Below are 20,353 nucleotides of genomic sequence, written 5' to 3' on the forward strand. Positions count from 1 at the left end.
GTTGATACTGCGCTGAATGGAGATGGAAGTGCTGACGTCCAAGGCGAGGCGCCGCCTCGCCCTCAAGACATCCGCTATGGCCGTCCTAGGCGCAGGCATCTTCGGTGGTCTACCTGTGGTGGCTGCGATCGCTGCCCCGGTGGACGTGGTCTACAACTGCGGCCCGGCGGAAGGAGCGCCATCGCCCTACCACTTCCGTATGGAGTTGAGAGGGCCGGCCGGGACCATCTCGCCCAGCGCCACGGTGACGGTCACGTGGGACGTGCTTACGCCCACAGGTACCGCATCGCAGACGCCTCTGCCGGCGACCACGCCGATCCCGACAGGTGCCACTGTTTCGGCATCGGGCGCCGTCAGCCCGAACGGCACGCCTCTGCCCTCGACCAGTATTAGCGCCAATGGCGTGGTGACTGCTCAGGCGTCTGTGTCGACCGGTTCCCCTGTGCCAGTGCCGGCCATGACCATGGTCGTCGTGCCGACTGCATCCGGCACTGTGACTCTCAAGGGCGGTGGGTTCTCGGTCCAGGCCAATGGCGCGACCTACAACTGTCAGCCGACGGCTACCGGCGCCGGTCCCGCCGCGACCCTGGTCGTCGGCACCGGCAGCACCGCCACCAATGGCACGAACACCCCGACCAACACGCCGACCAACACCCCGACCTCGAGCACCCCCAAGCCCACCAAGACCAGCACCGCAACGGTGACCGTCACCCCGCCCGAGAAGACCAACAAGTCCAAGACCCCCAAGGAAGGGGCGGACACCGGGGCCGGTGGCGAGATGGGGCCTGACGGGCGGATGTTCATCCTGACCGGCGCGGCGCTGATCGCGGCCGCGACCGTGGGTGGGCTGGTCATGCGTCGCCGTAACGCCACCCGGGGCTGACTGAAATGTCTGGGTATTACCCGTATGGCGGCGGCGGGGCAGCACCGCCTCCACCCGAGGACAAGGGGAGCACGGCGCTCAGGACCGTGCTGCTCGTAGCGGCCATCGCAGGCGTCGTGACCGTGGTGGCCGGGCTGCTGATCGTGCTCCGCTCCCCGGACGAGTACGGCCTCGCGTCGAACAACAGGGACAGCCTGGCGCTGCCGTCGCAGCCGAACCAGAGCGGCAAGCCGGAGCAGGCGCTGTTCCAGGCGGCCCCCGACGTGCCGCCGCCGCTGCCGCAGATCAACCCGGCCCCGGCGATGATGCCGTCCACCCCCGTCCGGATCATGATCAAGCGGCTGGGGATCAACGCGCCGATCAAGTCCGTCGGCCTCGCCAAGGACGGGACGATCCAGGTGCCGCCGCCGGACAACCCCAACCTGGTGGGCTGGTACCGGAACATGTCGACCCCGGGCCAGGCCGGTCCCGCCGTGCTCCTCGGGCACAAGGACACCAGGACGCGCAGCGCGGTGTTCAGCCGGTTGTTCGAGATCAAGAACGGTGACAGCATCGAGGTCAAGCGCCAGGACGGCACCACGGCGGTCTTCACCGTCGGCGGCGTGGAGCAGGCGAACAAGAAGACGTTCCCGACCCAGCGGGTCTACGGGCCGCAGGACAACGCCCAGCTCCACCTGATCACCTGCGGCGGGACCTACGATCGGCGTACCGGGCATTACACCGACAACATCATCGTCTACGCGACGATGACGAGCTCCTATCGAAGCTGAGCGCGGAGGCGGGCATGGGCTGGATGGCGAAGCGGAGACTGCGTACTGGCCCCACGGCGGCACTGCCGGCCAAACCTGATCCGGCCGAGCTGCTGCGCATCGTCCAGCTCGCCGACCCGGGGGCCAAGAAGGACGGCGACGACATCGTGGCCACCGACGTCCGGGTCTGCGCGCCCGTGGAGGCGGACAGCGACCTGGCGGGCGGCGAGCTGGAGAAGGTCTGGGCGGTGCGGGTGGCCGCCGAAGGGCCGCTGCCGCTGGACTTCTTCGACCGCTATCTCGCCGAGGGCATCGCCTTCAGGCTCAAAGGGCTTGCGGTCTGCCGCGGCGAGGTGAGCGACCCTTCCGACGAGGAGAACACGGGTCCCGCGGTCATCCTCCCGACACGCCCGACCGCCGAGGACCTTGCGCCGCTGCTGGAGCCGCAGGAGGACGACGAGTTCACGTTCACCGCCGGTGACATCAAGGCCGTCCTGGTCCTGCAGAAGGGCCAGCCCCCGGCCGTACAGGAGCTGCTGCCTTTCGCGACCGAGCTGACCGCGATCGAGTTGCGCGGTGACGAGCAGGTCAAGCTGGGGGCGCTGGCGCTGGAGCTGTCCGAGGCGCTGAACGGGCTGGTCGTGGACCGGTGGCGGTTCAGGGTGGACGCGGCGGAGGACCTGCTGCCTCCGGCCTGAGCAGCGGCCGAACGTCATTCTGTTGTACCCTGCTCCTAGTAACCGAATAATGCTCGGTTCTCAGGAGGCACCGTGGCAGAGGCGTACATCGTCGGGGCTGTCCGCACCCCGGTCGGCAAGAAGAAGGGCGGTCTGTCCACCGTCCACCCCACTGACCTGGCCGCTCACACGCTGAAGGCGCTGATCGACCGCACCGGTGTCGACCCCGCGGCGGTCGAGGACGTCATCATGGGATGCGTCATGCAGTTCGGCCCCCAGAGCATGGACATCGCCCGTAATGCCTGGCTGTCGGCGGGTCTGCCGGAGACCACCGCCGGCGTCACGATCGACCGGCAGTGCGGCTCCTCGCAGCAGTCGATCCACTTCGCCGCTCAGGGCGTCATGTCCGGCACTCAGGACCTGGTCGTGGCCGGCGGCGTCGAGTCGATGAGCATCGTGCCCATGGGCTCCTCGATCACGGCCGCCCTGGAGAAGGGCATGCCGTTCCCGTTCGGCGACAAGTGGGTCGAGCGATACGGCAAGCAGGAGATCTCGCAGTTCCGCGGCGCGGAGCTGATGTGCGAGAAGTGGGGCTACACGCGGGAGGTGCTGGAGCAGTTCGCGCTCGAGTCCCACCAGCGGGCCGCCAAGGCGATCGCGAACGGCCACTTCAAGGACCAGATCGCGCCGATCAACGGCGTCGAGGACGACGAGGGCCCGCGGGCGGACACGACGCTGGAGAAGATGGCCTCGCTGAAGACGCTGAAGGAGGGCGGCCAGATCACCGCCGCCACCTCCTCGCAGATCTCCGACGGCTCCGGCGCGGTGCTGATCGCTTCCGAGCAGGCCGTCAAGGACCACGGGCTGACGCCGCGCGCCCGCATCCACCAGCTCGCGCTCATGGGCGACGACCCGATCTACATGCTGACCGCGCCGATCCCCGCCACGCGGCGGGCGCTCAAGAAGGCCGGCATGTCGATCGACGACATCGACGTCGTGGAGATCAACGAGGCGTTCGCGCCGGTGCCGCTGGCCTGGATGCACGAGCTCGGCGCCGACCCCGCCAAGGTCAACCCCAACGGCGGCGCCATCGCGCTCGGCCACCCGCTCGGCGGCACGGGGGCGATCCTCATGACCAAGCTCCTGCACGAGCTTGAGCGCACGAGCGGCCGCTACGGGCTGCAGACGATGTGCGAGGGCGGCGGCCAGGCCAACGTCACGATCATCGAAAGGCTTTAAGGGGGTTGCGAGCGCCGCCTCCGGGCGTAACGAGGGAGGCGGCGCTCGCGCTAACTACCCATCCAGGTAGTGGTCTCAGCGGCCCTTGGACGGGATGCGCCGGGGCGGCGCGATCGGACGCTGCGGCATCCGGGGCATCTGCCGGGGCGGCATGGGCATCTCACGCCCGGGAAGGCCCGGGGTCTTCTTGCCCTTCTTGGCTGCGCGAACTCGCATAAGAGGCTCCTTTACGTAATTCACGACGCGGCTCGCTCACGAAGGCCGGTCGACATGCTCAGCTGCCGCGTCTGGATGGTCGGACGGAGGCGGTCTCGCTGCTGAGGCGAATTACAGGTAAAGGCGCATGTCCATGACAGTACGGGGGAGCCGGAACGCCCCGCAACGGATTAAATCAGCGACTTGGCGGCAGCAGCCGGTCGCCGCGCCCGCCCGCTGCGGAGCCTGAAGACGCGGGCCGCGGCCACGAGCGCGCCCGCGAGCGCCGTCACGAGCAGCATGAGCGACAGCGGTGCGGCGAAATATGTGAGCTGGGCCCAGGTGACCGTCCGGCCGTTCATCAGGAGCGAGATCAGGTCCGGATACGCGGCCAGCGCTGCGGCGGGCAGCAGCAGCGGAGCCAGCCGCAGCCAGGCCCGCCACCGCGGCTTGCCCGCTTGCCTGGCCGCCCACCGCCGGGCCCGGAGCACGCCCATCGCCGATAGGCCCGCCGCGGCCACTGCGATCAGAGCCAGCACCAGCTCGAACAGCTGCCGGTCCCCGCCCGGCCGCTCCGGGGTCCGCCCCTCGCTCAGTGCCGTGAGCCCGAGCATGATGTCGTACGTGGCGTCGTGCAGCGCCGCGCTGTTGGTCATGACGGCGAAGCCGTAGCCGGACTGGGGGGAGATCGCTTCGACGGCGTTATAGGTGAACAGGTTGCCGGAATGCGCGAGCTGCCCGGTTTCCTGGTCGATGCCCCAGCCCATGCCGTAGTTCCTGATGGCGGTGGGCGTGTGCATGGTCTCCAGGCTTTGCCGCTTGACCAGGGGGCGGCCGTCGCCGGACTGGGCGATCAGCCATTTGCCCATGTCGGCGGCCGTGGTGATCACTCCTCCCGAGCCGCTGCCGCTGAGGAAGCCGGGCAGCTCGGGACGGGGAAGCCAGACGCCGAAGACCGAGTTGTAGCCGTCGGCGGGCCTGACGACCTGGTCGCTGACGGCGCTGGACTTCATGCCGAGCGGGCCGAACACCCGGTCGCGCAGGTAATCGCCGAAGTCCTGGCCGCTCGCCACCTCGACCAGCCTGGCGGCCAGGTTGTAGTTGACGTTGCAGTACTCCCAGCGGGTGCCGGGGTCGGCGCGCAGCCCGTCGTCGGCCAGGCGGGCGGTGTAGTCGGCGAGCGACGTGGCACTCTCCAACTCGTTGATGTCGACTGTGGTGTCCGACAGGCCGGAGGTCTGATTCAGCAGGTGGCGTACGGTGATCCGGGCCGCGCGCGGGTCGTCCATCCGGAAGCGCGGGAGCTGCGCGGCCACCGGCTCGTCCAGCCGTATCTTGCCCCGCTCCACGAGCGTCATGACCGCCATCGCGGTGAACGACTTGCTCACCGAGGCCACCCGCATCGGGGTGTTCTCGGTGACCGCGCGGCCCTCGGAGTCGTGGCCGTACCCGGCCGCGTGCACCACCTTGCCGCCGTGCGTGACGACCACGGACACACCAGGCAGGCCGCCCGATTCCAGCGCGCCGCGCATGTAAGCGTCGATCGCGGCAGGGGTCATGGCGGGAGCCGGGGCAGCGACGGACATTGCCGCGTAAAGGCCGATCAGGAGGATCTTCACGGGAGAAACCTAGAGAGGGGAGACCTTTCGGCGGATCGGCCGATCGTCCAGAACAACCCCTGACGAAAGTCAGGTCTCGCGGGGCGACGGGAGCCGGATCGGGACGGCCTTCTGGACCTGCTGATAGATCACCGACGTGCGGAAGCCGACGATCTCCTTGCGCTTGCTCAGCTTGTCCAGCAGGAACGCGTGCAGGTGATCCAGGTCCTGCACGGCCACGTGCAGGAGGAAGTCGTCCCCGCCCGCCAGCACGAACACGCTGAGCACCTCGGGCATCTCGGCGGCCGACGACTTGAACGCGTTGATCACCGCCCGGCTGAGCGGGCGTACCTGAACCGCGACCATCGCCTGGACGGTGCGGTTGAGCGCGGCCGGGTCGATGTCGGCGTGGTAGCCGCGGATGACGCCGCGGCGGGTGAGCGCCCTGACCCGCTCCAGACAGGTCGAGGGGGCGATGCCGAGTTGCCGGGCGAGCTCCCGGTTCGACTGCCGCGCATCCGTTTGGAGCAACCGCACGATCGCCGAATCAAGTTCGTCCATGTGTGGAGCTTTCCTTCTCTGTCCGGTCATGCGTTCGGGAGAGCACCCAGATTACCGTCCATACGAGCTAATTTCGGCGGCATGACGCAACAGACGTATGCCCGCATGACTGCTGGGCAAGGCACGGCACTGCTGGTGGGCGCGGTGCTCGGGCCGGGGATGCTGGTGCTGCCGTATCTCGCCGCCTCCGCCGCCGGGCCCGCCTCCGTGCTGGCCTGGGCGGGGCTGCTGGCGCTCAGCGTCCCCGTGGCGCTGACCTTCGCCGCGCTCGGCGCGCGGTACCCGGACGGCGGGGGAGTGGCGAGCTTCGTCGGGCTCGCGTTCGGCCGACGCGCCTCCGCGGTGACCGGATGGTGGTTCTTCGGCGCCGTCCCCATCGGGACCGTCGCGGGCGCACTCGTGGGCGGCCAGTACGTCGAGGCGTGCTTCGGCGTGGACGGCACCCTGGCCGCCTGGCTCATCATGATCGCCGCTTTCGCGGCCAACGCCGCGGGCCTGCGGACGTCCGGGCTGCTGCAGATCGGCTTCGTCGTGCTGCTGGTGGGGCTGCTGGCCGCCGCCGTGATCAGCGCCGCCCCGCACGCCGACCCGGCCAACTTCACGCCCTTCGCCCCGCACGGCATGGCGGGCGTGGCGAGCGCGGCCGGTGTGCTCATGTTCGCCTTCGTCGGCTGGGAGGCGGCCAGCCACCTGTCGGCCGAGTTCGCCGACCGGGCGAACGGACTGGTACGGGCCACGGTCGCGACCCTCGCCGTGATCACTGTCCTCTACGTGGGGGTGTCGGTGACCTCCGTCGCCGTTCTGGGCGCCGACATGACCGAGGTGCCGTTGTCGGCGATGCTGGCGCTGGGCCTCGGCGATGCGGCGCGGCCCGTGACCGGGGTGGTGGCCGTGCTGCTGACGTTCGGGGCGGTCAACACCTACCTCGCCGGGGCCGCGCGGCTCGGGGCGGCCCTGGCCAGGGACGGGGCGCTGCCCGGCTGGTTCGCCTCGGGCGGGGAGCCGGGGCGGACGCCGTACCGGAGCCTCGGGCTGCTTGCCGTGCTGTGTCTGCCCGTGCTGGTGTGGGCGGTGGATCTGGACCTGCTGATGCGGGCGACCTCGGCGTGCCTGGCCGCCGTCACGGCGGCCGGCGTGGTGGCCGCGGTGCGGATGTTGCCCGCGGGCCGGCACCGCACCGTGGCCGTCGTGGGGGCCGGGCTGTCGTTGGCGGCGCTCGGGTTTTGCGGCGTCTACCTGGTGGTTCCCGCCGTGCTCGCGCTCGTGGCGGCGGCCGTGCTGGCGGCCGGCTCTCGCCGTCCGCAGAAAAAGGGCATATAAACGGCGAAGGGCGCCGTCGGGCGGGCACTACTCATAGCACGGGACGGCGCAACGTCGGGAGGTGCTATGACCGAGCACGCCAAGTACGCGGAGTCCAGGGCAGTCGGCGAGCAGGCCCGCGAGAAGGAATGGAGGCTGCCGAGCTTCGGCAGGCAGTTGTTCCTGGGCGACTTCCGGCTGGATCTGGTCTATCCGGCGCCCACGCTGCCCGACGAGGCCACCAAGCGCGGTGAGGAGTTCGTCCGCGCGGTGCGCCGCTACCTCGACGCGCACGTCGATCCGGCGCTCATCGAGCGGACCGGGCAGATACCGGACGAGGTGGTCAAGGGACTGGCGGGGCTCGGCGCGTTCGGGATCACGATCGGCGAGGAGTACGGCGGGCTCGGGCTTCCCTACCTGTACTACTGCCGAGCTCTCATGCTCGTCGGCTCGTACTGCCCGGCGCTGGCCACACTGCTGTCGGCGCACCAGTCGATCGGGGTGCCGCAGCCGCTGAAGTTGTTCGGCACGGAGGAACAGAAGCGAGAATTCCTGCCAAGGTGCGCGGCGGGCGAAATTTCCGCTTTTCTGCTGACCGAGCCGGACGTCGGCTCCGACCCTGCACGCCTGTCCACGACCGCCGTCCGCGACGGCGACGATTACGTGCTCGACGGCGTCAAGTTGTGGACGACGAACGGCGTCGTCGCCGACCTGCTCGTGGTCATGGCCCGTACCGGCAAGAAGATCAGCGCGTTCGTGGTCGAGGCGGACTCGCCGGGCATCACGGTCAAACGCCGTAACGGCTTCATGGGGCTGCGCGGGATCGAGAACGGCGTCACCGAGTTCTCCCAGGTCAGGGTGCCCGCGAAGAACCTGATCGGGCGCGAGGGCGACGGGCTGCGGATCGCGCTGACCACGCTCAACACCGGCCGCCTGTCGCTCCCGGCCACATGCGCGGGGAACGCCAAGTGGGCGCTGAAGATCGCCCGCGAGTGGGGCAACGCGCGCGTGCAATGGGGCCACAAGATCGGCACGCACGAGGCCGTGGCCACCAAGATCGCCTTCATCGCGGCCACCGCGTACGCGCTGGAGGCCGTCATGGAGCTCACCAGCCGCCTGGCCGACGACAAGCGCAACGACATCAGGATCGAGGCGGCGCTGGGCAAGCTCTACGCGACCGAGATGTCGTACCAGGCGCTCGACGAACTGGTCCAGATCAGGGGCGGGCGCGGCTACGAGACGGCCGAGTCGCTGGCCGCCCGCGGCGAGCGCGGCGTGCCGGCCGAGCAGATGCTCCGCGACTCGCGCATCAACCGCATCTTCGAGGGTTCCTCCGAGATCATGCGGCTGATGATCACCAGGGAGGCCGTGGACGCGCACCTGTCGGCCGCCGGAGAGTTGATCAACCCGGACGCCTCCCGCCACGAGCGCACCCAGGCGCTCAAACGGGCCAGCCGCTTCTACGCCAAGTGGCTGCCCACGCTGGTGGCCGGCACCGGCAACCTGCCCACCGCGTACGCCGACTTCGGCCCGCTGGCCGCGCACCTGCGTTTCGTGGAGCGGACCAGCAGGAAGCTGGCCCGGTCCACCTTCTACGGCATGTCCCGCTGGCAGGGCAGGCTGGAGCACAAACAGTCCTTCCTGGGCCGGATCGTCGACATCGGGGCAGAGTTGTTCGCCATGACCGCCGCCTGCGTCAAGGCCGAAGAGGACGCCAAGGACCTGGGGCGCAGGCCGTACGAGCTGGCCGACACCTTCTGCCACCAGGCGCGACGTCGCGTGGACGCGTTGTTCGACCGGCTCTGGGACAACAGCGACGCCCACGACGCGCGGCTGGCCGGCTACGTGCTGGAGGGCCGCTACGGCTTCGTCGAGGAAGGCATCCTCGACCCGTCCATCGAGGGGCCGTGGATCGGCACGCCGGAGGGCGGGGAGAACGTCCGGCGGAAGATCCTCTGACGTCCGGTCTAGACCGGTTGTGAGCCTTTTTAGGGAAGAGTGTTTTCAAATCGAGACAAGCCGGTATAGACCGGCTCCTTAACGCGGGCTTACTCTGGCGCAAACGCGCGTCGCGCGTGCCCATCCCCCCAGGGCGGGGTCCGGTAGCTGGTACGGACCAGCGTCACCCGTCCGACGAGAAGGCGGTATCTCCAGTGAACATGAAGCTTGTGGGCGGCGCCGCTCTCGGCCTTGCCACGGTGCTGGTCCTGTCCAGCTGCGGCTCCGGCGACGGCGGCGGAACGCAGGCCTCGGCCGGCGGCCAGGTCACGCTCAAGATGGTCGCGGCCGACTACGGTGACGGACCCGGCAAGCCGAACTCGGGCGAGACGTTCTGGAAGGGGGTCGTGGACGAGTTCCAGGCCGCGAACCCCAACATCAAGGTCGAGGTCCAGGTCATCAACTGGAACGACATCGACAAGCAGGTCGCCACCATGGTCCAGAACGGCCAGGTGCCCGACATCCTGCAGACCGGCGACTACTCCGGCTTCGTCAAGGACGGGCTGCTCCACAAGGTGGACGAGGTCCTGTCCCCGAACGTCTCCGGCGACATGCTGCAGAAGTTCGCCGAGTTCGGCAAGGTCGACGGGACCGCGTACGGCATCCCGTTCGTCTCCTCCGCCCGCGCCCTGTTCTACAACAAGGACCTGTTCACCAAGGCCGGCATCACCGAGCCGCCGAAGACGTGGGACGAGCTCAAGGCGGCGGCCGAGAAGCTGAAGAAGGCCGGCGTGACGCAGCCGTTCGGCCTGCCGCTCGGCCAGGAGGAGGCCCAGGCCGAGTCGTTCCTGTGGATGCTCGGCAACGGCGGCGGCTACAAGGACGCCTCCGGCAAGTGGGCGATCAACTCCCCGCAGAACGTCGAGACGTTCACCTACCTCAAGGGCCTGGTCGACGCGGGCCTGACCACCCCGAACCCCGGCACCAAGGACCGCAAGACGGTCTGGGAGGACTTCGGCGCCGGCAAGGTCGGCATGGTCAACGGCGGCCCCATGTCCATCCCGATCTTCGACGCGGCCGGGCTGAAGAACTACGGCGTCGCGCCCATCCCAGGCAAGGCCGGCCCGCTCGACACCACGCTCGGCGTCATGGACTGGATCATGGCGTTCAACAAGAACGGCCACGCCGCCGAGATCAAGAAGTTCTTCGACTTCTTCTACACCGGCAATGCCGCGACGAAGATCTCCGACACGTACAAGCTGCTGCCCGTCACCAACGGCGGCATCCAGAAGCTGTCGAGTGACGAGAAGCTCAAGCCGTTCCTGGACGCGCTGCCGAACGCCAGCTTCTACCCGTTCCAGGACCCCAAGTGGGCCGACGTGAACCCGAAGATCAAGCAGACCATCGGCGGCGCCGTCAAGGAGGACCCGGCCACGGTCCTCGGCGAGCTCCAGAAGGTCGCCGAGGCCGGTTGATCGGGAGGACGGCCCGGCGTCTCCTCGCCGGGCCGTCCGTTTCACGGAAGGCTTTGCATTGAAAAGGTTGCGCGCCCTTGAACCCCTCGCCTGGGTCGGGCCCGCCGTGGTGCTCATCGCCGTCGTCGTGCTCTGGCCCGTGATCGAGATGATCAGGTCGTCGTTCCTCAAGATCAGCCGGTTCGGCGTGGTCCAGGGCGGCAACGGGTTCGCCAACTACGAGAAGTTGTTCGGCGAGAAGGACTTCGCCGACATCATGGTCCGCAGCGTGATCTGGGTGGTCGCGGTCGTCGCGCTCACCGTGCTGATCTCGCTGGCCCTGGCCCAGCTGTTCAACCAGCGGTTCCCGGGCCGCAAGATCGCCCGCTGGGCACTGATCGCTCCGTGGGCGGCCTCGGTGCTGATGACGGCGATCATCTTCAAGTGGATGCTCGACCCCGAGGTCGGCGTGATCAACCAGATCCGGTTGAAGCTCGGGCTCATCGACGCCATGGGCGGGGCGGCGGCCGACCAGCTCGGCGACGCCTCCACCGCGATGCCGTGGCTGGTGTTCGTGGCGGTCTTCGTGTCGGTGCCGTTCACCACGTACGCGTTGCTGGCCGGGCTGGCGACGATTCCCGGCGACGTCTACGAGGCGGCCAGGATGGACGGGGCCGGACGGTTCCGTACGTACTGGTCGATCACGCTGCCGCTGCTGCGTCCCGCGCTCACCGTGGCGGCACTGATCAACGTGATGAACGTCTTCAACAGCTTCCCGATCATCTGGGCGATGACGCACGGGCAGCCCGGTTATTCGACGGCCACCTCGACGATCCTCATGTTCATCCTCAAGGGCTCCGACATCGGTGAGTCGGCCGCCATGTCCGTCGTCAACTTCGGCATGGTGATCGTGCTGACCCTGATCTTCCTTCGGGTGTCCCGGTGGAACAAGGAGGTGGCGTGATGGCCGTCAACACGATGCCGCCGCAGGCCAAGCCGCGCCATCACGCCAGGCCGCGCGGCGCCGCCCCGCGCCGGATGCCGCGGCTCAAGACCGTGGTCATCGCGGCGAGCGCGTACGTCATCGCGTTCGTGTTCCTGTTCCCGTACGTGGTGATGCTGCTCACCTCGCTGCGGGCCCAGGACTCGCTGCGTGACGTCACGTTCTGGCCCGAGGAGTGGGTGTGGTCGAACCTCACCAACTTCTGGACCAGCGGGCTGGCCGGGAACCTCTGGGTCACGATCAAGGTGGCCGCCGGGTCGACGATCCTCGTGCTGCTGGTGGCGTTGCCGGCGGCGTACTACTCGGCCCGGCACCACTTCAGAGGGCGCACCGCGTTCCTGATCCTCGTGCTGATCACCCAGATGTTCCAGCCCACGGCCATGCTGGTCGGCATCTACCGCGAGTTCTTCCAGTTCGGGCTGGTGGACTCGGTCTGGTCGCTGATCCTGGTCAACGGCGGGTTCAACCTGGCGTTCGCGGTGTGGATCCTGAACGCGTACTTCGCCTCGATCCCGCGCGAGCTGGAGGAGGCCGCGTTCATCGATGGGAACGGGCGCTTCGGCGCGTTGTTCCGGATCACGTTGCCGCTGGCCATGCCGGGCGTGATCACCGCGCTGATCTTCACGTTCATCGCGGCGTGGAACGAGTTCGTGGTCGCCCTGACCCTGACCACGACGCCCGAGAACCAGCCGCTCACCGTGGCGCTGAACTCGTTCATCGGGCAATACCAGGTGGACTGGCAGAACCTGTTCGCCGGGTCCGTGATCGCCACCATCCCGGTGATCATTCTGTTCGCGCTGATCGAGCGCAAGGTGGTGGGCGGGCTGACCGCCGGCTCCATCAAGTGAACCCCAGGGGGAGCTTCTTCCCCCTGGGCCTTACTTCTGCGGGACCCGGGCCACGCAGAACACCGTCTGGCCGAACGGCGGACGCACGAACCGCTCGATCAGGCGGGTCAGCGGGACCACCGTACGGTCGTAGATCTTGACCAGCCGCGGGTCCGGGTAGCCCACGCCGCCCCGGCGCACCGCCGCCCACCAGGCGATGCCGCCCAGGAAGTTGATCGGCTTGAGCACCTCGACGTCCAGGCCCGCCTTGGCGACCGCCGAGGCCAGCGTCTTGGGCGTGTAGCGCTGGACGTGGCCGACCTTGCGGTCGAAGTCTCCGTAGAGCTGCATGTAGCCGGGCACCCAGATGATGATGCGGCCGCCGGGCAGCGTGACCCGGGCCAGCGAGCGCAGCGCCTCGGCGTCCTCCTCGATGTGCTCCAGCACGTTCATCATGACGACGGTGTCGACCTTGTCCTCGAGCGGGATGTCGGTCGGCAGGCCGAACTGCAGGACGTCGATCTCGTCGCGGCCCTCGAAGCGCTTCTTCAACTGCTCGACGCAGTAGGGGTCGAAGTCGCTCACGACGAGCCGGTCCAGGCGCGGCAGGAACTGCTCGGCGAAGTGGCCCAGCCCCGAGCCGATCTCCAGCATCGAGCGGCCGACATGCGGGGCGACCATGTCGAACTCGTACTGCCGATAATTCTTGGCCTCGTCCCCACCTAGGTGGTTCTCCAGGGCCTCGTCACCGGCCGCCGGTTGTACTACACGGTCATACCCAGAAGACATAATCCCGTTCCTTCAAGGGGCACATGGATTGCCCGAGTCTAATGCCCCTGTCGGCGGTAGGGGTCACGCGATCCGCGAAACGCCCTTCCCCGCAGACCCCTCGGTGCGATGGAATCTGACTCGCCATGGACGACGACGAGGCGATCGCGCGCTCGCTCGACGGTGACTTAGCGGCCTATGAGGCGCTGGTCGCCCGCTACAGCGCGCTCGCCCACCGTACCGCGTACATGCTGGGTGCGGGGGACGAAGCCGAGGACGTGGTGCAGGAGGCCTTCGTCAAGGCGTTCCGTCACCTGGCGAGCTTCCGCAGGGACGCGCCCTTCCGGCCGTGGCTGCTGCGCATCGTGGCCAATGAGACGCATAACCTGACGCGGTCGCGGGGACGGCGTGCCGAGCTGGCGCTCCGGCTCGGCGCGACCGCCGACGTCGCGGCGCCGGACGACCCCGAGGGCACCGCCGTCGCCACCGATCGGCGAACTCGGCTGCTGGCGGCGGTGCGCGCGCTGCCCGAGCGGGAACGTCAGGCTGTCGTCTGCCGGTACTTCTTACAGCTGAGCGAGGCGGAGACGGCCCAGGTGCTCGACTGGCCGGTCGGCACCGTGAAGTCCAGCACACACCGCGGGCTGGCCCGGTTGAGGGAGGAGGTGGGCAATGAGTTCGCGTGAGCCGTTCGAGGATGGGCTGGAGGCGGAGCTGCTGGCGCTCGGCGAGCTCATCGACGTGCCCGCGCCGCCTCCCACCGACGTGGCCGCCGCCGTCCGCGCCCGCCTCGAATCCACCCCTGGCCCATCATCGGACCCCGCCACACCGGCGCCGGACGTCGACCACGTGCCCGACGACACGCCCGCCTCCGGCGACATGCCTGGCTCCGGTGGCACGCCGGGCCCCGATCCGGCGCATGGGCCCTACAGCACCCCCGTTCGACCGGCACGGTCCCGGCCGCCGGGGAGGCGGGACGATGGGCGCAGACCGGCGCGGCGGAGTCGCCGGCGGCGGTGGACGATCGTGGCGGCGGTGGTCGCCGTCGTCATCGCCATCACGGCCGCCACCCCGCAGGGCCGGGCCGCCGTCGCGAGGATCCTGCGTTTCGCCGGGATCGAGCTCCAGGTGAGCGAGACCACACCCCCGCCGGTCACCACCACCGCGTCCCTGCCCGGCGAGCGCACCGTCTCCCTGCCCGAAGTCCAGAGTCTGGCGAGGTTCGAGGTCAAGATGCCATCCGGGCTCGGCCGGCCGAGCAACGCGTCGGTCGCCGACAACGGCAGGGTGGTGTCGCTGTTCTGGCCGGGCGGCGTCCGGCTCGATCAGTTCGACGGCGCCATCGACCCCATCTTCTTCAAGAAGCTCGCCCCGCCGTTCCTCGACTTCGTGAAAGTCGGCCCGTACCAGGCGTTCTGGCTCGGAGGCGAGCACCCGCTCGGGTACATCAAGCGCGAGGACGGCACGGAGGTGCCGCTGCGCCAGGCGGCCGCCACGCTCATCTGGCATCAGGACACCATCAACTACCGCTTGGAGGGCGTCCGCACCAAGGAGGAGGCCATCAGGATCGCCACGTCACTCCAATGAGCCGGTGAGCCAGTCGTCCACGCCTTTGAGCAGCTCCTTGCGCACGGACTCCGGCGCCGCGGACGAGCGTACGGACTGCCGCGCCAGCTCGGCGATCTCGGCGTCGCTGAAGCCGTAGACCTCCCTGGCCAGCTCGTACTGCCGCAGCAACCGCGCCCCGAACAGCAGCGGGTCGTCCGACCCCAGCGCGATCGGCACCCCCGCGTCGAACAGCCGCCGCAGCGGCACGTCAGCGACGTCCTGGGCGACCCCCAGCCCCAGGTTCGAGGTGGGGCAGATCTCGCAGCAGATCTGCCGGTCGGCCAGCCGATGCATCAGCCACTGGTCCTCGGCCGCCCGCACACCGTGCCCGACCCGGTCCGCTGCCAGGTCGTCCACACACTGCGCCACGCTGCGCGGCCCCATCAGCTCGCCGCCGTGCGGCACGGACATCAGCCCGGCCCGTTTGGCGATTCTGAACGCCCGCTCGAAATCCCTGGCCTCGCCCCGGCGCTCGTCGTTGGACAGCCCGAACCCGACCACGCCCTTGCCGACATATTGGGAGGCCAGCCTGGCCAGCGTGTTCGCGTCGAGCGGATGCCTGGTCCTGTTCGCCGCCACGACCACCGCGATCCCGATCCCGGCGTGCCCGGCCGCCTGCCCTACGGCGTCGAGCACCAGCTCCAACGTGGCCGTCAGGCCGCCGAAACGCTGGGCGTACCCCGACGGGTCCACCTGGATCTCCAGCCATCGCGAGCCGGCCGCCGCCTCGTCCTCGGCCGTCTCGCGCAACAACCGGTAGACGTGCTCGGGCCGGCTGAGCACGGACCTGGCGATGTCGTACAGCCGCTGGAACCTGAACCAGCCGCGCTCGTCGGTGGCCCGCAGCTTGGGCGGCCAGTCCTGCTCCAGCGCGTCGGGCAGGTGCAGCCCCTGCTCCCGTGCCAGCTCGATCAGCGTGGTGTGCCGCATCGAGCCGGTGAAGTGCAGGTGGAGATGGGCCTTGGGAAGCGCGTCTAGGGGCCGTGGCATCTGTTCATCTTGCCACTTGACCTGGAGGCACCTCGCTGCCGCGTTACTCCCGGAAAGCATCCGGGTGGAGAAGTGATGGGCGGGCGATAACCGGGGATCAACGATGCATGATCCCTCAGGGGCGCGACCGCGGACGGGGATGGCGCGCGGCGGCGGCGGCGGTGGCGTTCGCGCTGACGGGCCTCGTCATCTACACGCTGTTCTCGTCGGGATTCGGGCGCACAGCCCGCCCTGCAGCGGAGGCGCCTCCGCCTCTGGCCGTGGCCACTCCAGAGGCACGCCTTGACGGGAACCCGGCGGAGGCCGCCCGTCCCGCGTCAGCCGGGCCCACGCCTGCCTCGTCGGACAAAGGACCGAGCGCGGCCGCGGCCGGCGCGCCCACCCGCGTCTCGGACCCACGGGCCACCACCCTCGCGGTGATCTCCGACGACTTCTGGCTCACCTACCTCCCCGCGGGGCTCGAACGCAGCGGCGGCGGGGTGATCGAGCCCGAGCCTGGCGTCGACGGCGGCTGGGCCAGGTTCGGCACCGCGGACAGGTTCGTCGAAGTGCAGGTCGAGCACGGTATCGTGGCGGCGGACTGGCAGAGCTACCGCTCCCGGGTCACCCTGCTCGACGCACGCGACACGACCGTGCGAGGCCGGCCCGCCGCAGTCGGCCGGCATCCGAGCGGCGGCCGCGTCATCGTCTGGCTCGAACGGGTCGGCACGGGCGCGTGGATCAGAGTCAGCGAATCCCTCCGTGGGGAACTCGTCGCAGTTGCCGCCTCCGTGAAGGCTCCTGTAGGAGACTAGGACCCCTTCCCAGTCCCTTGCTTCCGGGTATCCACACACGTCATGGGGGGTCGATGCGTCGTCCGACGGCAGTGCTCCTCGTGCTCGCGCTCACCGGCTGCGGCGCCGGTGAGGTGCCCGAACCCGAGCCCACCGGCATCACCGCCACCGCAGTGCCGTCGTCGCCCGAACCGGCCAGGAGCAAGACCGTCTCGTTGTCCTGCGGCGACACCGACGTGCATCTGGCCGCGGTGCCGGCCGAGCTGAGGCGTGCGGGCTCGTTCGCCCACCTGGCCTCGCTCGCCCGCCGGCTCGACGTCGACGGCCTGATCTGGCGCAGGAACGACGAGCACCTCTACGTCGGCGTGGTCTGCGGCGTGCGCACCGCCGAGCAGTTCGCCACGCTGGTCGCCAGGTCGACGCTGACGGCGTACAAGGGCAGGCCGGCGCTGCGCTGGACCACCAAGCGGGGGCTGCGTAACTTCATGTGGCTGGAGCGGCCGGGCACCGCGGTCTACATCGGCGCGACACCCGGCCTCGCGCCCCAGATCAGGCACATCGCCGCAGGCGTGTCAGCGGGCCTCGGCCAGTAGCTTGCCCATGCGGCTGACGCCCTCCACCAGGTCGTCGTCGCCCAGCGCGTACGACAGCCTGAAGTAGCCCGGCGTGCCGAACGCCTCTCCGGGCACCACCGCCACCTCGGCCTGCTCCAGGATCAGCTCGGCCAGCTCGCTCGAGGTCTGGGGCCGCCGGCCCCGCAGCTCCTTGCCGATCAGCTCCTTGACCGACGGGTACGCGTAGAACGCCCCCTTCGGCTCGGGGCAGAACACGCCCGGGATCTCGTTGAGCATGCGCACCATCGTCTGGCGGCGCCGGTCGAACGCCGTGCGCATCTCGCCCACCGCCGACAGGTCGCCGGAGACCGCGGCCAGAGCCGCCATCTGCGCGACGTTGGAGACGTTGGAGGTGGCGTGCGACTGCAGGTTCGTGGCCGCCTTGACCACGTCGGCCGGGCCGATCAGCCAGCCCACGCGCCAGCCCGTCATCGCGTAGGTCTTGGCCACGCCGTTGAGGATCACCACGCGGTCGCCCAGCTCGGGGACGGCCGTGGCGATGCTGGTGAACTCGGCGTCGCCGTACACCAGGTGCTCGTAGATCTCGTCGGTGACGACCCACAGGCCGTGCTCGGCCGCCCAGCGGCCGATCGCGATCGTCTCCTCGCGCGAGTGGACGGCGCCGGTCGGGTTGGACGGAGAGACGAACAGCACGACCTTCGTACGCTCGGTGCGCGCGGCCTCCAGCCGCTCGACGCTCGCCAGGTAGCCGGTGGACTCGTCGGTGACGACGTCCACCTGCACGCCACCGGCCAGCTTGATCGCCTCGGGGTAGGTCGTCCAGTAGGGCGCGACCACGAGGACCTCGTCACCCGGGTCGAGCAGCGTCGCGAAGGCCTCGTAGACGGCCTGCTTGCCGCCATTGGTGATCAGCACCTGAGACGGCTCGACGGCATAGCCGGAGTCGCGCCTGGTCTTGTCGGCGACGGCCTGCTTGAGCTCGGGCAGCCCGCCCGCCGGGGTGTACTTGTGGAAGCGGGGCTGGCGGGCCGCCTCGATCGCCGCCTCGACGATGTAGCCGGGCGTCGGGAAGTCGGGCTCGCCCGCGCCGAAGCCGATGACGGGGCGTCCGGCCGCCTTCATCGCCTTGGCCTTGGCGTCCACGGCGAGGGTGGCAGACTCGGAAATCGCGGAAATTCTTGCGGAGATGCGAGGTCGGGTGGACATGGGTCCATCGTCCCACGTGGTCGTGACCTGGGCGATCAGGTTCGGGTTCGACGTACCGGGCATTCACCCGTATGCTTTCGCCTGGTCCTTCCGCCGCATGTCGCCGAGCGGTTCGGTCCAGGCAGTGAGTCGATCAGGGTACTCTGGTTGATGACATAGGGCACTGGCGCAATTGGTAGCGCACCGGTCTCCAAAACCGGCGGTTGGGGGTTCGAGTCCCTCGTGCCCTGCGAGTGCGGTCCGCGCAATGATAGGCGTGTAAGCGCGCCGCAAACTGCGTTGGATACCGACGAATTCAGGTGAGGACTGTGGCGATCGACACTCGCGGCGAGACCGCCGACAAGCCCAGTGGCGAAAAGAAGACGCGCACATCGCCTGCCCTTTTCTACCGGCAGGTCGTCGGCGAGCTTCGTAAGGTCATTTGGCCGACACGCAAGGATCTCATCACCTATACCACGGTCGTTCTGATATTCGTTCTGATCATGGTTGGCATCGTGTACGGCCTCGACGCCGCCCTGGGATGGCTGGTGCTCCGCGTTTTCGGCGGAGCCTGATCCAGACGCCGCCGGTTCCGGCCTGACGGAGTCGCCATCGATACGAGCTCAATCGATAGACGAAAGAGGAAGAGTCACCGTGTCCGAGTCTTCTATTCCGGCCGACGAGTCCCGCGAGGAGTGGGGCGACGAGCTGGAAGAGGCCACTGAGGAAGCCGCCGAGGCGGCTCTCGAAGAGGCCGAGGTCGCGGAGAGCGACGAGGCGGCCGAGGTCGAGGCTGTCGCCGCCGAGGACGCTTCGGATCTTCCCGACGTCGACCCCGTCGAGGAGTTCAAGCAGTCGCTGCGCGGCCTGCCCGGCGAGTGGTATGTCATCCACTCCTATGCCGGCTACGAGAACCGCGTGAAGTCCAACATCGAGAGCCGCAACGTGTCGCTCAACATGGAGGACTACATCTACCAGGTCGAGGTGCCCACGCACACCGTCCAGGAGTTCAAGAGCGGCAAGAAGGTGCCGGTCAAGGAGCGTGTGCTGCCCGGCTACGTGCTGGTGCGCATGGAGCTGACCGACGAGTCCTGGGCCGCGGTGCGTAACACGCCCGGCGTGACCGGCTTCGTGGGCCTGTCCAACAAGCCGAGCCCGCTCAGCCTTGACGAGGTCGCCAAGCTGCTCGCGCCCGAGCCGAGCGAGGAGACCAAGAAGGCCGCGGCCAAGACGACCGCGGGCCCGACGGTCGAGTTCGAGATCGGCGAGTCGGTCACGGTCATGGACGGCCCGTTCGCCACGCTGCCGGCCTCGGTGAGCGAGATCAGCCCCGAGTCGCAGAAGCTCAAGGTGCTCGTCTCGATCTTCGGCCGCGAGACCCCGGTCGAGCTGTCGTTCAACCAGGTCTCGAAGATCTAAGGCGATCGCATACACTTAGACGTTCGGCTGGCCGTCTTCGCGAAGGGCGGCCTTCCGACATGTCAGGGCTGCAATCGGATGGCCCTGACAAGCATCCCAATCAGGACCCGGAGAAGGACAAATGCCTCCGAAGAAGAAAATCGCCGCTCTGGTGAAGGTCCAGCTTCCCGCTGGCCAGGCCACCCCGGCGCCGCCGGTGGGTACCGCCCTCGGTCCCCACGGCGTCAACATCATGGACTTCGTCAAGCAGTACAACGCTGCGACGGAGGCCCAGCGGGGCAACATCATCCCCGTTGAGATCACCATTTTCGAGGACCGCAGCTTCACCTTCATCACGAAGACGCCGCCGGCCCCCGAGCTGATCAAGAAGGCCCTCGGCCTCGACAAGGGCAGCGCGGTCCCGCACCGCGACAAGGTCGGCAAGCTGAGCCGCGAGCAGCTGCGCAGCATCGCCGAGACGAAGATGCCCGACCTCAACGCCAACGACATCGAGGCCGCCGAGAAGATCATCGCCGGCACCGCCCGGTCGATGGGCATCACGGTCGCCGAGTAACACCCTTTCCAGACGTTCGTGGGAGGGCCGTCAGGCCCGTCTACCACAAGGAGTAAGAA

The 20,353-nt window shown here is 68.8% G+C and carries 22 protein-coding genes and 1 tRNA gene; 17 read left to right on the plus strand and 6 right to left on the minus strand.

All coding sequences use genetic code 11. From position 1 onward, the window contains the following. The first annotated feature begins 16 nt into the window (after positions 1 to 16). The 4 genes from EDD27_RS48835 (at position 17) to EDD27_RS48850 (ending at position 3,548) form a co-directional block, all read left to right on the plus strand. Positions 17 to 883: a hypothetical protein gene (locus EDD27_RS48835; protein ID WP_127939557.1), complete on the plus strand. Its 867-nt coding sequence runs from the start codon at positions 17 to 19 to the stop codon at positions 881 to 883. 5 nt (positions 884 to 888) lie between these two features. After that, a complete protein-coding gene (locus EDD27_RS48840; RefSeq protein ID WP_127939558.1) occupies positions 889 to 1,653 on the plus strand; it encodes a class F sortase in 765 nt (254 codons plus the stop codon). A gap of 23 nt (positions 1,654 to 1,676) precedes the next feature. Further along, a complete protein-coding gene (locus tag EDD27_RS48845; protein WP_127939559.1) occupies positions 1,677 to 2,330 on the plus strand; it encodes a hypothetical protein in 654 nt (217 codons plus the stop codon). Positions 2,331 to 2,402: 72 nt separating this feature from the next. Beyond that, complete coding sequence (locus EDD27_RS48850; protein ID WP_127939560.1) at positions 2,403 to 3,548, plus strand: acetyl-CoA C-acetyltransferase; 1,146 nt, start codon at positions 2,403 to 2,405, stop codon at positions 3,546 to 3,548. Between the two features lie 75 nt (positions 3,549 to 3,623). Here EDD27_RS48850 and EDD27_RS55135 read toward each other — a convergent pair whose 3' ends face one another. The 3 genes from EDD27_RS55135 to EDD27_RS48860 all read right to left on the minus strand — a co-directional run bounded on the left by EDD27_RS55135 (position 3,624) and on the right by EDD27_RS48860 (position 5,902). After that, a complete protein-coding gene (locus EDD27_RS55135) occupies positions 3,624 to 3,764 on the minus strand; it encodes a hypothetical protein (protein ID WP_164904132.1) in 141 nt (46 codons plus the stop codon). 170 nt (positions 3,765 to 3,934) lie between these two features. Next, on the minus strand, positions 3,935 to 5,362 hold the full coding sequence (locus EDD27_RS48855; RefSeq protein WP_241564648.1) for a serine hydrolase domain-containing protein: 1,428 nt from the start codon (positions 5,360 to 5,362) through the stop codon (positions 3,935 to 3,937). Positions 5,363 to 5,431: 69 nt separating this feature from the next. After that, positions 5,432 to 5,902, minus strand: coding sequence for an Lrp/AsnC family transcriptional regulator (locus tag EDD27_RS48860; RefSeq protein ID WP_127939561.1), 471 nt, complete (start codon positions 5,900 to 5,902; stop codon positions 5,432 to 5,434). 81 nt (positions 5,903 to 5,983) lie between these two features. Here EDD27_RS48860 and EDD27_RS48865 point away from each other — a divergent pair, with 81 nt between their 5' ends. The 5 genes from EDD27_RS48865 (at position 5,984) to EDD27_RS48885 (ending at position 12,444) form a co-directional block, all read left to right on the plus strand. Further along, positions 5,984 to 7,222 (plus strand): APC family permease, encoded by a 1,239-nt coding sequence (locus EDD27_RS48865; RefSeq protein WP_127939562.1) that lies wholly within the window; start codon positions 5,984 to 5,986, stop codon positions 7,220 to 7,222. Between the two features lie 66 nt (positions 7,223 to 7,288). After that, positions 7,289 to 9,160 carry an acyl-CoA dehydrogenase family protein gene (locus EDD27_RS48870; RefSeq protein WP_127939563.1) on the plus strand — a complete coding sequence of 624 codons (1,872 nt, stop codon included), beginning with the start codon at positions 7,289 to 7,291 and terminating at the stop codon, positions 9,158 to 9,160. 200 nt (positions 9,161 to 9,360) lie between these two features. Continuing rightward, complete coding sequence (locus tag EDD27_RS48875) at positions 9,361 to 10,614, plus strand: extracellular solute-binding protein (RefSeq protein ID WP_127941449.1); 1,254 nt, start codon at positions 9,361 to 9,363, stop codon at positions 10,612 to 10,614. Positions 10,615 to 10,681: 67 nt separating this feature from the next. After that, a complete protein-coding gene (locus EDD27_RS48880; protein WP_127939564.1) occupies positions 10,682 to 11,557 on the plus strand; it encodes a carbohydrate ABC transporter permease in 876 nt (291 codons plus the stop codon). Next, on the plus strand, positions 11,557 to 12,444 hold the full coding sequence (locus EDD27_RS48885) for a carbohydrate ABC transporter permease (RefSeq protein WP_241564649.1): 888 nt from the start codon (positions 11,557 to 11,559) through the stop codon (positions 12,442 to 12,444). Before EDD27_RS48880 ends, EDD27_RS48885 begins: the two co-directional genes overlap by 1 nt. Before the next feature lie 30 nt (positions 12,445 to 12,474). On the opposite strand, the gene EDD27_RS48890 is transcribed toward EDD27_RS48885, so the two are convergent. Continuing rightward, positions 12,475 to 13,212, minus strand: a complete 738-nt coding sequence (locus EDD27_RS48890) for a class I SAM-dependent methyltransferase (RefSeq protein ID WP_127939565.1) — start codon at positions 13,210 to 13,212, stop codon at positions 12,475 to 12,477. A gap of 125 nt (positions 13,213 to 13,337) precedes the next feature. On the opposite strand from EDD27_RS48890, the gene EDD27_RS48895 reads away from it, so the two are divergent. Beyond that, a complete protein-coding gene (locus EDD27_RS48895) occupies positions 13,338 to 13,877 on the plus strand; it encodes an RNA polymerase sigma factor (RefSeq protein ID WP_127939566.1) in 540 nt (179 codons plus the stop codon). Then, on the plus strand, positions 13,864 to 14,778 hold the full coding sequence (locus EDD27_RS48900; protein ID WP_127939567.1) for a hypothetical protein: 915 nt from the start codon (positions 13,864 to 13,866) through the stop codon (positions 14,776 to 14,778). The genes EDD27_RS48895 and EDD27_RS48900 overlap by 14 nt, the downstream gene beginning before the upstream one ends. Here EDD27_RS48900 and EDD27_RS48905 read toward each other — a convergent pair. Next, the gene (locus EDD27_RS48905) at positions 14,767 to 15,789 is read right to left on the minus strand and encodes an adenosine deaminase (RefSeq protein ID WP_127939568.1); all 1,023 of its coding nucleotides are present in this window, start codon (positions 15,787 to 15,789) and stop codon (positions 14,767 to 14,769) included. The two genes, EDD27_RS48900 and EDD27_RS48905, sit on opposite strands and share 12 nt — an antisense overlap. Positions 15,790 to 15,896: 107 nt before the next feature. Between EDD27_RS48905 and EDD27_RS48910 the strand changes: the two genes are divergently transcribed. Then, positions 15,897 to 16,583 carry a hypothetical protein gene (locus tag EDD27_RS48910; RefSeq protein WP_127939569.1) on the plus strand — a complete coding sequence of 229 codons (687 nt, stop codon included), beginning with the start codon at positions 15,897 to 15,899 and terminating at the stop codon, positions 16,581 to 16,583. A 53-nt stretch (positions 16,584 to 16,636) separates the two neighbouring features. Then, positions 16,637 to 17,155: a hypothetical protein gene (locus EDD27_RS48915; protein WP_127939570.1), complete on the plus strand. Its 519-nt coding sequence runs from the start codon at positions 16,637 to 16,639 to the stop codon at positions 17,153 to 17,155. Here the strand turns inward: EDD27_RS48915 and EDD27_RS48920 are convergent. Continuing rightward, positions 17,135 to 18,343, minus strand: a complete 1,209-nt coding sequence (locus tag EDD27_RS48920; RefSeq protein WP_127939571.1) for a pyridoxal phosphate-dependent aminotransferase — start codon at positions 18,341 to 18,343, stop codon at positions 17,135 to 17,137. The genes EDD27_RS48915 and EDD27_RS48920 overlap by 21 nt on opposite strands. Before the next feature lie 157 nt (positions 18,344 to 18,500). Between EDD27_RS48920 and EDD27_RS48925 the strand changes: the two genes are divergently transcribed. The 4 genes from EDD27_RS48925 (at position 18,501) to rplK (ending at position 20,294) form a co-directional block, all read left to right on the plus strand. After that, positions 18,501 to 18,573 (plus strand) — tRNA-Trp (locus EDD27_RS48925). Positions 18,574 to 18,651: 78 nt separating this feature from the next. Continuing rightward, positions 18,652 to 18,897, plus strand: coding sequence for a preprotein translocase subunit SecE (gene secE / locus EDD27_RS48930; protein ID WP_164904133.1), 246 nt, complete (start codon positions 18,652 to 18,654; stop codon positions 18,895 to 18,897). 79 nt (positions 18,898 to 18,976) lie between these two features. After that, entirely contained in the window at positions 18,977 to 19,741 is a 765-nt protein-coding gene (gene nusG, locus EDD27_RS48935) for a transcription termination/antitermination protein NusG (protein ID WP_127939573.1), read from the plus strand. 121 nt (positions 19,742 to 19,862) lie between these two features. After that, positions 19,863 to 20,294: a 50S ribosomal protein L11 gene (gene rplK, locus EDD27_RS48940; RefSeq protein WP_127939574.1), complete on the plus strand. Its 432-nt coding sequence runs from the start codon at positions 19,863 to 19,865 to the stop codon at positions 20,292 to 20,294. Positions 20,295 to 20,353: the final 59 nt, after the last annotated feature.

This window comes from Nonomuraea polychroma, assembly GCF_004011505.1.
Lineage (GTDB): Bacteria > Actinomycetota > Actinomycetes > Streptosporangiales > Streptosporangiaceae > Nonomuraea > Nonomuraea polychroma.